This window comes from Dolosicoccus paucivorans, assembly GCF_900100125.1.
In the GTDB taxonomy this organism is placed as follows: domain Bacteria; phylum Bacillota; class Bacilli; order Lactobacillales; family Aerococcaceae; genus Dolosicoccus; species Dolosicoccus paucivorans.
In genome coordinates this window covers 1-11,658 of the sequence record NZ_FNEL01000054.1, presented here as the reverse complement: position 1 = coordinate 11,658, position 11,658 = coordinate 1, and the positions used below count along the sequence as shown (strand labels likewise).

The window sequence follows — 11,658 nt, the reverse complement described above, 5'->3', positions numbered from 1 at the left end:
AAGTCAATCCTTCTTACGAATATTTTAAAGCGCAACAGCGCGAACAGCTTTCAGATCCTGAATGCGCCAAGGTGTATGCGCGTCGAAAAATCGACGTGGAGCCGGCATTTGGGTTTTTGAAGGCTTGTTTGGGTTTCACCCAATTTCACGTTCGTGGAATTGGGTGAAACAAGAAATAGGCCTCGCGTTATTAGCAGCTAACTTAAGAAAGTTAGCCCTCTGCTAGCGGGCTCTTTTAAAAAATCCCCCGAACGATCACCAATGGATCATTCGGGGGATTTATTTGCGCGACTTATGTCACAGGCTCTTCTTCATTAACGGATCTCTAGGGAGTCAATGGTTTGAAGCGCTTGTTGAATGGCTTCCATTGCTCGATCAATGTCTTTATCTTTTAATGTTTTACTTGGATCTTGGAACGTTAAATGGTAAGCCAGCGACTTCATACCTTCTTGAATTCCTTCTCCATCGTATAAGTCAAACAAATCAACTTGAACAAGGTGGTCTCCGCCGGCTTGTTCAATTGTTTCTACCAATTGTTGATGTGTGACTTCTTGTGGGACAAGTAAAGCTAAATCTCGAGTCGTTGCTGGGTAGCGCGGAATTGTTTGTTGAACAACCATGGCTGTTTCAAAGTCATAGATTTTCTCCATATTGAGTTCAGCAAAGAATGTTTCTTCAGGTAGGTCATATTCACTAGCTAAGGTTGGGTGAAGTTGCCCCATAATTCCAATCACTTCGCCGTCTAGTAAAATATTGGCACTACGACCTGGGTGTAACTCAGTAAAGCGATTAGTCGCTTCAAAATTTAAGTGAGAGGCTAACGTTAAATCTTCAAATAGCGTCTCAATCATTCCTTTTAAGTCGAAAAAGTCGTAATCTTCTTTGGTTTGATTCCATTCATTTAACTGTTTAGTTCCTGAAACTAATAAAGCTAGACGTGTTTCTTCAACAGGTAATGTGTTTTCCCCACGGCTAAAGAACACTTGGCCTAATTCATAAAAAGCTAACCCTTTAGCCCGTCTTGCGATATTATATTGAGCAATTTCTACTAGGGCTGGGAACATACTCTGTCTTAAAACAGCACGTTCTTCACTTAGTGGCAACAGTAATTCAACCGTTGGCTGGTTGCGGTCGGCTAGTAATTGAGCCCGTCTTTTAGATGTTAAACCATAACTAATCACTTGGTTTAGACCAACACTTTCACACACACGGCGCACTTCGCGAGTTAAATGTTGGCGCTTTGATAATTGACCTGGTGTAGCCGCAACCACAGGTAAAGTTGTCGGAATATTATCATAACCATAAATACGAGCGATCTCTTCTAAAACATCGGCTTTAATAGTGATATCCCAACGTCTCGACGGAACGATGACGGTAAAATCTTCCTCGCCATACTCGACTTCAAAATTTAAACGATCAAAAATAGTTTCTAATTCGGATCGGGTGATATCAATCCCTAATTTATGAGGGATATCTTCATAAGCGACCGTCACTTTAACTGGTTCCGGTGCAGGAGTTGTTGCTTTTTGAACGGTTGGATCCACTTTTCCGCCTGCTAACTCAGCCATCATCGCTGCTAAATTATCTCCGGCCTCGTCGACTAACGCTTCGTTAATCCCTTTTTCAAAACGACTGCTTGATTCAGAGCGTAAGTTTAAACGTTTAGAGGTTTCACGAACATTTAATGGGTTAAATACAGCCGCTTCTAATAATACATTTGTCGTCTCATCAGTGACTTCTGTTTCTAGTCCTCCCATGACCCCGCCTAAGGCTACGGGTTGGTCGTTACTTGTAATAACAATATCTGTTGTTTGAAGCGTTTGCTCTTTTTCATCTAATGTTGTTAGCTTTTCGCCTTCTTTTGCATAACGGACTCCAAGGTTATTAGCAGGTAGTTTGTCAAAATCAAAAGCATGAGTCGGTTGTCCATATAACAACATACAGTAGTTTGTTAAGTCGACGATATTGTTAATAGGACGAATGCCTGATTTCATTAAACGCATTTGTAACCATAGGGGACTTTCTTCAACCTTCACGTCTCGAATTAAGCGCGCTTGATAGTTAGGTGATAACTTTTCATCGACATCTAAAGTAAAGTCAGTCATTTGAGAGTTATCCGCTTTAAGTGCTTCATCAAGGTGAGATTTAAATTGAGGTGTTTGGTGAATAATAGCACCGACTTCATAAGCCACACCGTACATACTTAAAGCGTCCGCTCGGTTGGGTGTTAAATCTAATTCATAAATCCAATCATCTAGCTTCATGTAAGTGACAACGGATTCCCCCACTGGAGCATCTTCAGGTAACACGAAAATACCTTCTGCCGCATTTTTAGGAATCACATTTTCTTTAAAACCTAGTTCTTGTAAGGAACAAATCATGCCGTTAGATTCTACGCCACGTAAGACGGTCGGTTCAATTTTAAAGTCTCCTGGCAATACAGCTCCAGGTAAAGCCACAATCACTTTAATACCTGCTTTAATATTTGATGCACCACAGACGATTTGGTAAGTTTTTTCGCCAACGTCTACTTGACACACAGATAAGCGATCACTGTCTTCATGAGGAGCACATTCTTTAACATATCCAACTACTAAGTTAGTTAAGTTTTGACCTATATTTAATTCGCCATCCACTTCTAGTCCAGTTAAAGATAGTTGATCGGCGATTTCTTTAGAAGTCCATTCACTTAAATCAAGAAAATCACTTAGCCATTCCATTGAAATTAACATTATTTAATTGATCCTCCTTTAAATTGACTTAAGAAACGAATATCGTTTTGGTAGAAATGACGAATATCATCGATATTATATTTCAACATCGCTACGCGGTCTGGACCTAAGCCAAAGGCAAATCCACTATAAACGCTTGAGTCGATGCCAGACATTTCTAAGACGTTTGGGTGAACAATACCCGCTCCTAAAATTTCAATCCATCCCGAGTGTTTACACACGTGACATCCTTCGCCACCACATTTAAAACAGCTAACGTCTACTTCAACGGAAGGTTCAGTAAATGGGAAGTAACTTGGACGTAAGCGAATTTTACGGTCTTTACCAAATAACTCTTGAGCAAAGACTAAAAGGGTTCCTTTTAAGTCTGCTAGAGTAATATTTTTATCTACAACCAGTCCTTCAATTTGATGGAATTGATGAGAGTGAGTTGCATCATCATCATCGCGGCGGAATACTTTACCGGGACTGATCATTTTGAGCGGCCCTTGGCTAAAGTCATGTTGTTCCATCGTTCTTGCTTGAACTGGAGATGTATGCGTTCTTAACAGTAATTCATCATCGATATAAAAAGTGTCTTGCATATCGCGAGCTGGGTGAGTTTTAGGTAAGTTCATCTTCTCAAAGTTGTATAGGTCTAATTCTACTTCAGGACCTTCAACTACTTGATAGCCCATCCCTAAAAACAAATCTTCAATTTGTTCCATCGTTTGAGTGATAATATGACGCGTTCCTAACGTTTGTTTGCGTCCTGGAAGAGTTACGTCAATTACTTCGGCTTCTAGCTGAGCATTTAAAACTTCTTCTTGAAGAAAATTATTTTTCTCTTCATAAGCTGCTTCAAATACTTTTTTGAAGCCATTCATCATTTGCCCTAACTGAGGACGTTCTTCATTAGATAAATCCTTCATCACTTTAGCGATATTAGTTAATTCACCTTGACGGCCTGTATATTGAATACGGACTTCGTCTAATTGCTTTAAATCGTTTGATTGTTCAATCGCTTTTAAAGCGGACTGTTCCAACTGATCCATTGTTTGTTTTAATTGTTCAATCATGGGGTTTGTCATCTCCTTTATAAAAAATAAAAAAGCCCGTCCCTAAAAAGGGACGCGCTACCGTGGTACCACCCTTGTTCACATAAATAATGTGCACTTAGTGCCATTAACCGTGGCAGGCGGAACCTTGTTCGAATTCAATCATTCTTTATAGGTTAGCTAAGAAATTGAATAATTTACGACTTACATTACTTATTCTCACTCACTAAGTATCCCTGTTGTTAGCGTAAATGTGTGATTTCCTCATTGCTTTTATTTTTAATTTACTTACTTTAGTATAGCGATTTTAAAAGGATTGTCAACTTGTCATTAGCCTTTAGCTGAGTTTGCCTTCTAGAGTATTCAAACATATATGACACATACTTAAAGTTCTAGTACGAAATAAATAACTAAACTTGTATAAACTAAATAAAATTAGATAATCCCCGGTAAATTTAAATTTGAGATGTATTCTTTTAACACTGCTAGTTGGACATTAATATTAGAATCTATACGACCTTTTAATTCAATCTCGACCGCATCTTCGCTAAATTGCGCAACCTCCACAAGATATCTCTTTTTATTTATCAAAATATATCATCACACTACATAGCGTTTCTGAGCCTATCCTAGCTTTTTTACACTACCCATTAGAAGAAAGAGATATATGTCCAACATCTAAATTAATATTTGAAATATCACCTAAAAAACAATAAAAAACCTAAGATCACTTAATTAAAAGTAATCTTAGGTTATACTAAGTAGACTTATTTTCTATTGTAGTGACGATTCACTATAGTTAGTTGTTTTTTCTTCTTTTTACTACGCCGATTCCACCTAAAATGGATAATACAGCAACAGAGAAAATAAGCTCTAAATTAGGTTTATCCGTTGTGTCTTCTTTTGTTTGGCTTTCTTTAATTGAAGTTGTATCACTCGATTCATGACTTCTTGTTTCTTCATCTTTCTTAATTGCCATTTCTTCAACTGATGTTTCTTCTTTAACTTCTTTGTCTTTTTTATTTGTAGCTACATCTTCAAGTCTGTTGTTATTTAAGTAACCTAATAATTGGGCTAGAAGACTTGCGTAAAATGGATTGCTATTTGAAGGTCTGCCAGCTACCGTTGGAGTACGCCCACTAATTGGTAAAACAGATGACGCATCAAGAGGTCTATCGATCAATGGTTGAATCGTCTGCCCCATTGATGGACTAGATTCTGGAACGGATTGTTCACTTGAAATTTCAGAGTGTTCGTTAGAGCCTTCTAGTTGGTCTGGCGTTAACTCTTCACTAGGTTGACCAGATGGTTTGTTATCTCTTTCTGGTGTCTCTAGTGTTGTGTCCTCACCAGGAATTTCAGATTGTGCTTCTGGCTCACTTGATTCTTCTGAGGATTCTCCATCTTTTCCTGATTCTTCAGGGGTTGAACCGTCTCCAGGAACTTCCGGATACTCTTCTGAATCGCCTGATTCTTCTGAGGTTTCACCATCTTTTTGCGATGTTTCTGGCGTTAAGCCCTCACCCGGCACCTCTGGTTGTTCTTCTGAGTCTTCAGGTTGTTCTGAAGATTCAGCATCTTTTTCCGGTTCTTCTGGTTTTGAACCATCTTCTGGAACATTTGGTTTTTCTTCTGGCTCGCCTGACTCTTCTGAGGATTCTCCATCTTTTTCCGATTCTTCTGGTTTTGAACCGTCTCCAGGAACTTCCGGTTGTGCTTCTGATTCGCCTGATTCTTCTAATGTCTCACCATCTTTTCCTGGTGTCTCCGGTGTTAAATCTTCATTTGGCGCTTCTGGTTGCTCCTCTGACTCGTCTGGGTTTTCTGAAGATCCACCGTCTTTTTCTGGTTCTTCAGGTTTTGAACCATCTTCTGGAACATTTGGTTTTTCTTCTGGATCGCCTGACTCTTCTGAGGATTCTCCACCTTTTTCCGGTTCTTCTGGCTTTGAACCATCTTCTGGAACTTCCGGTTGTACTTCTGACTGGTCTGATTCTTCTGAGGATTCGCCGCCTTTTTCTGGAACCTCCGGTGTTGAGTCCTCACCTGGTGTTTCTGGTTGATCTTCTGATTCTCCTGATTGCTCTGAAGCTTCATCGTCTTTTCCTGGTTCTTCAGGGGTTGGATCTTCACCTGGTGTTTCTGGTTGATCTTCTGATTCTCCTGATTGCTCTGAAGCTTCATCGTCTTTTCCTGGTTCTTCAGGGGTTGGATCGTCTCCTGGTGTTTCTGGTTCCCCTTCTGAATCGCCTGGCTGTTCTGAAGATTCACCATCTTTTCCTGGTTCTTCTGGTGTTGAACCTTCTCCAGGAACTTCTGGCTTCTCTTCTGTATCTTCAGACTCTCCTGAGGTTTCACCGTCTTTTTCAGGTTCTTCTGGTGTTGAGCCTTCACCCGGCACCTCTGGTTTTTCTTCTGGCTCACCTGGTTGTTCTGAGGATTCACTGTCTTTTCCTGGCTCTTCAGGAGTTGAATCGTCTCCTGGTGTTTCTGGTTCCCCTTCTGAATCGCCTGGCTGTTCTGAAGATTCACCATCTTTTCCTGGCTCTTCAGGGATTGAGCCTTCGCCCGGCACCTCTAGTTTTTCTTCTGAGTCTTCAGATTCTTCGGATGAGTCGTCTTCTTTTTCAGGTGTATCTGGTGTTGAGTCCTCGCCTGGTGTTTCTGGTTTCTCTTCTGTATCTTCAGGTTCTTCCGAAGTTTCTCCATCTTTTCCTGGTTCTTCAGAGGTTGAACCGTCTCCTGATTCTTCTGGTTTCTCTTCTTGTTCACTTGGTTGTTCTGAAGATTCGTCATCTTTTCCTGGATCTCCAGGTTTCTCTTCGAAATCTCCTGATTCTTCGAATGAGCCATCTTCTTTTTCAGGTGTCTCTGGTGTTGTATCCTCGCTCGGTATTTCTGGTTTTTCTGTATCTTCAGGAACTTCTGGAGTTGGTTCTGTATCCGGTTCTTCTTCAGGTTGTTCGGCTGCTAACTTGATAACCACTGAAGTTAAGCCGTCTAAGACTAATTTATTTTGTTCTTTAACCACGCCGACTGGATTTGTAAGTTCTACAATACCGGCTTTTACTTTATCAACAATGATATCCCCATCCAATAACTTGAGGTACTCATCAGATAAATAAACTTCCCGTTTATTATTGTCAGCGTTCACAAAAATTCCGTAAACATCGTTTGTTTCAGGATCAGTCACTTGATAAGCAATTAATAAATCGTCGCCTGAGTGATTTGTAATTAAGCGCATCTGTTCATCGACTAATTGACGTGAAGTTAATCTAAAGGCTTTGGTTGATCGTCTTAATTCAATCAATCCCTTAGTGTATTCCACTAATTGTGTGTGCAGCGGATAATCCTCACTATTAGTCGCTTTATTCCAGTCAAAACGGTTCACCGCATCTGATGAATCATAGGAATCATGGATAAAGTATGGATACTCAAACGGATTGCCGTCTTTATCTGTTAACAAATGACTCTTATACGGCGGTGTGTCAACAGGTGATTTAAAGTCTTCATGCTTAAATTGCTTGGTTCTCCCATACTCTTGCCCAGCGTGAATGAAGGTGGTTCCTTGCGAAGTTAAAATAATCGTATTTCCTAACTTCATTCGATCTAAAATTTCTTGACTGTGATCTTTAGGATCCTTTTGTGTTGCTTGAGCAATAATATCAAACAGCGTTAAGTTGTCATGAGCTTCAATATATTGAACGACATCGCCTGGTTTGGCATTAGGAATGTTACTTGGTTGAGCTTTAATATCTTGATAGAGTTGACCAATATTCACTGCACCATTGGTTAAAAAGCGTGGATGTCCTTCATTTGGGTAACTTGATTTTAATCTGTTACGAATTTCATCTGAAAATACCCCTAACGCTTGACTGTGTTGAACCCAATCTTGGTCGGCTGGTTGAACATAAGGTGAATTAGCATCCCCTGCATAAGTGCGCCATCCTTCACCAATCATAATAATGTTTGGATTTAATTTTTTCGCTTCATCGAAAGCTTTTTGAATAGACTCTGCATCGTGGTCTCCCATCATATCAAATCTAAATCCATCGACTTTAAATACATCTGTCCAATATTTAATGGAATCGACTAAAATGCGGCGTGCCATATGGTGAGTCGTTCCTAAATGCCCACCACCAAAGCTCGTGCGACTAGTACCATCCGCATTCATAAAGTGGTAGTAATTCGGCTCTAAATCTTCAAAGATGTGCGTTTGGGCCGTATGATTATAAACCACATCTAAAATAACTCCCATATTACGTTGATGGATTGCGTCAATCAACTCTTTAAACTCTTGAATGCGCTTCGTTGGATTACTTGGATCGCTTGAATACATTCCCGTTAAAGCAAAGTAACTTTGTGGGTCATAGCCCCAGTTGTAGTTATTGTCCGTTGAAGAGTACTCTAATTCACGTAAATGGTTTTTGAATTCATTTGCCATATAGTAACTCATCACAGGTAACAATTGAATGTGTGTAACCCCTAATGACTGGATATAATCCAATTTTTCGATAAAGGCGGTAAAGGTTCCGAATTGTTTTTGGTTTAATTCGTCTACAATAGAAGGGTCACTTGTAAAGTCACGAACGTGAACTTCATAAATAATGTCGTCTTCTCTTGATTGATAGCCTTTAATTTGTGCATAGTCTAAATCTTTAGTTATCGCTTTCGGATTAACGAAAGCAGCTTTAGCGATGCGTTTTTCTAAGGGTGCTTCTTGAGCGTTAGCTGGGTTTTCCCATTGAGCTAATGAGTGTGCATATGGATCTAAAACAAGAACGCGTTTTCCTTGACGGATAATTTCAAAGTGGTAGAAGTAATCTATTAATGAACCACCTACGATTTTAGCGCCATCAAGATCCACATTCCAAACACCTTTATCTAATTTATTTGTTTTTAATGTAGTGACTACTTTTGATGGATCTTTCTTATCGTAAATAATGATATTGACTTCTTGAGCGGATGGTGACCATAGTTTCAAGGAACCAGTTAAGCCGTCTTCGGATAGTTCGAGCCCTAATGGTCCATCGTAGGCGTACAACTCATCTTTTAGACGCCAGTCCATAACTACATTAAATGGTTCTTTTTCAATTTCAACAATTAATGGTTTATCTTGCTTGAAATCACCGACTAAAATTATTTGGTTTGTGTCTTTATCCACGCTAATGGATGTTACTGGAAGAACTGTTTCGCCGGAACGAACGATGACTTGATCTTTAATAAATGCTTCGTCTAACCATTCAACGCTAGTATAAGACACTTCTAGACGATCCACTTTGGTCAAACGCGCTCCCGTTGGTTTAGAGGCGTTATAATAATATGGATTATCATAGACAATCTTATCCTTATCGCGGATGAATAATTGTGTATGGCCATTTAAGCGATCATAAACAAAGTCTTGAGTTTTTTGATCTTTATTAGCTAAATCAACAATTAAGAAACCTAAATCCTTCGCTTCTTGATTCATTGGAATATCGAAGTACCATAGACCTTCTTTTTGAATGATACGTTGAGTATTGTTGTTCCAATCCTTAAAGATCGTTCCTCCATCTTTCCAAGCCCATACACCTGGCTCTTGGAAATTCGATAGATCCATGTTGACATTAATGCGCACATGATTAGTCTTAAGTGGCTCATATAAGAACAACTGGCCCTTTTCATTGACCCATACTTGAGGCACTTTATCATTAAATAATTCCACTACATGATCTGTATCGCCCACTTCGCCTTGAGTTCGGTGATTTAGTTTAAAGCCTAATTTGTGTTTCGATTTATCATTCAAAGGTAAATCGATCGCATAGCCCCAATTTGTTTTAAATCCTTCTTTTAGAGAAATTGCTCCTTGTGGCCATTCAGTCGATGGTGCTTCAAAGTCATCCCATAACCAAATACCTAACGATTCAACGGGATAGTCGGGTAACTTTTCAAAATGAATGCGAACGTGTCCTTCTTGTAATTCAGGAATAGATGTAATGTCTTCAACATATTCTTCGGCACGTAAAATTTGACCATTTTGTGTATGAAGCAACATTGTTCCACCATTTGTTGCGCTCGGTAATGTAACTTTTACTATCCAATCTTGTCCTTCTAGAATCGGTTGATAAGTTTGATTATAGTAATGATCCGTTACGACCGCACTTTCATTCGTTACAAAAAGCTTTAATAACTTATCTTGTTGCGCACGATTAAGTCCTACAACGACTTGATCGTCTTGATAGCTACGATCATAAAGAATCCAACGATTTTGATCTGATCCTGAAAGAGTTTGATGACTTCCTCTTGAAAGAAGTTCTGAATATGCTCTTCTAAAAGCAATCAGTTTGTGATAATGATCTAGGAACTCATTTTCGCCACTTTCAACTTCACTCCAATTAAATAAATAACGGTTATCATAAAACGGCCAGTTCTCATCACCTGACATACCAATTTCTTCACCGTAATAAATAACAGGTTGGCCTTTAGCCGTCAATTGAAGTGTTGCGCCCAATAGTTGAGCCACTGAATCGTAGTTATTTTTGTATAAAAAGCCTGGCTCATCATGACTACTTAAAAATTGACCTAAAGTTTCGACAGGTGTTAAAAAGTCATTACGCTTTTGTAAGTGATCCATGGCCTCTTCTAAACGACCATCATATACCAATTGTGCGATCTCTTTAAAGCCAAAATCAAGTAAGCTATCTATCATTCCTTGACTTAAGTAAACGGTCGGCTGTTGATATTTAGCCGAAAACTCTTCACCAATTAAACGAAACTTTGGATCTTTGGCTGCTAATTCATTTTTGAAATGTTGCCATGTTGTCGGTTCCACGTGTTTTACCGTATCAACGCGGTAATAAGCAATACTGTTTCCTTTAGCTGTTTTAGATTGATCTAACCAAGCCGTTTGCCACTTAACTAATTGGTCACGAACTGTATGGTCTTCTGTTTTAAAGTCAGGTAGACCGGCTAAACTGGTTTGAACGTCCCCGCCTAAATCTTCTGTTCTAAACATTCCTTCAAAGGCTTTTTGTTCATCTACTGTTGGAAATCCTTGTTTATTATTAACATTCATTTGACCATCCATACCATAGCCGGCATGGTTTAAAACAACATCGACCATAATTTTAATGTTAGCTTCAGCAGCTTTATCGATTAGTTCATGGAATTCATCTAAGGTTCCTAAATGTTTATTTAACTTTTCAAAGTCAGATGCCCAATACCCATGATAAGCGTAATATTCACCATCTTTTTCATTACCTACATCATGGACAACGTTTTGGACAATCGGGGTAATCCAAATGGATGTAATACCTAATTGTTTTAAATAATCTAGTTTATTAATAATTCCTCTAAAATCCCCACCTAAATAAGTACCCATTTGATTGCGTGCTTCTTTATATGGCATATTGTAAGGATTGTTGTTACTTGAATCTCCATCTTTAAAACGATCCGTTACCATAAAGTAAATAATTTCTTCATCCCAATCAATTTCATGGGATTTCTTTTGATAAGGGGTGATTTCAACTTCTACTTGGCTAGAATATGACTCATTCGTTTTACTAATGACAGTAATAGATAAAGTATATTTTCCTGGAGCAACTTCTGGACTAGCAGTGATAACAGTTCTCATCAATTCAGGTGAAACGGATAATAAACGGTTGCTTCCTAAGCTTTTAGTGTCGATTTCAACTTTAGCCACTTCAAAGGTATCAGGTGCTTGAATGGTTAAATCAATAATTCCTGATTCTTTAAAGTTAAAAGCCTTATCAATTGTTGCTTGAATGAGGTGACCCCCGAAAGTTAGAGTTAAAAATCTAACTTTACGGGGGTCATTTTTGTGTCACAAAAGTATTCATATGAATTCAAATTAAAGGTTGTCGAAGAGTATCTAAATGGGACATTAGGTT

4 protein-coding genes and 2 pseudogenes are annotated in these 11,658 nt (G+C 38.9%); 1 reads left to right on the top strand and 5 read right to left on the bottom strand.

Annotation, left to right across the window (positions count from 1 at the left end; translation table 11 throughout):
* A pseudogene (locus BLR79_RS07360) lies at positions 1-220 on the top strand (transposase); the annotation flags it as partial.
* Between the two features lie 94 nt (positions 221-314).
* Here the strand turns inward: BLR79_RS07360 and pheT are convergent.
* The 5 genes and pseudogenes from pheT to BLR79_RS09440 form a co-directional block, all read right to left on the bottom strand.
* Positions 315-2,732: a phenylalanine--tRNA ligase subunit beta gene (pheT, locus tag BLR79_RS07355; RefSeq protein WP_092086470.1), complete on the bottom strand. Its 2,418-nt coding sequence runs from the start codon at positions 2,730-2,732 to the stop codon at positions 315-317.
* On the bottom strand, positions 2,732-3,790 hold the full coding sequence (pheS, locus tag BLR79_RS07350; RefSeq protein WP_092086467.1) for a phenylalanine--tRNA ligase subunit alpha: 1,059 nt from the start codon (positions 3,788-3,790) through the stop codon (positions 2,732-2,734). Before pheS ends, pheT begins: the two co-directional genes overlap by 1 nt.
* 414 nt (positions 3,791-4,204) lie before the next feature.
* Positions 4,205-4,336: an allophanate hydrolase subunit 1 gene (locus BLR79_RS09330; RefSeq protein WP_143338813.1), complete on the bottom strand. Its 132-nt coding sequence runs from the start codon at positions 4,334-4,336 to the stop codon at positions 4,205-4,207.
* Positions 4,337-4,568: 232 nt separating this feature from the next.
* On the bottom strand, positions 4,569-9,803 hold the full coding sequence (locus tag BLR79_RS07345; RefSeq protein WP_407643820.1) for a pullulanase: 5,235 nt from the start codon (positions 9,801-9,803) through the stop codon (positions 4,569-4,571).
* Between the two features lie 339 nt (positions 9,804-10,142).
* Positions 10,143-11,210: pseudogene (locus BLR79_RS09440) on the bottom strand (alpha-amylase family glycosyl hydrolase); the annotation flags it as partial.
* Between the last annotated feature and the right edge of the window lie 448 nt (positions 11,211-11,658).

Bases quoted from the DNA above. Each gene is read 5' to 3' on its own strand.
- BLR79_RS07345 (WP_407643820.1), bottom strand. From the start codon at position 9,803: ATGTTGCTTCATACACAAAATGGTCAAATTTTACGTGCCGAAGAATAT.
- pheT (WP_092086470.1), bottom strand. From the start codon at position 2,732: ATGTTAATTTCAATGGAATGGCTAAGTGATTTTCTTGATTTAAGTGAA.
- pheS (WP_092086467.1), bottom strand. From the start codon at position 3,790: ATGATTGAACAATTAAAACAAACAATGGATCAGTTGGAACAGTCCGCT.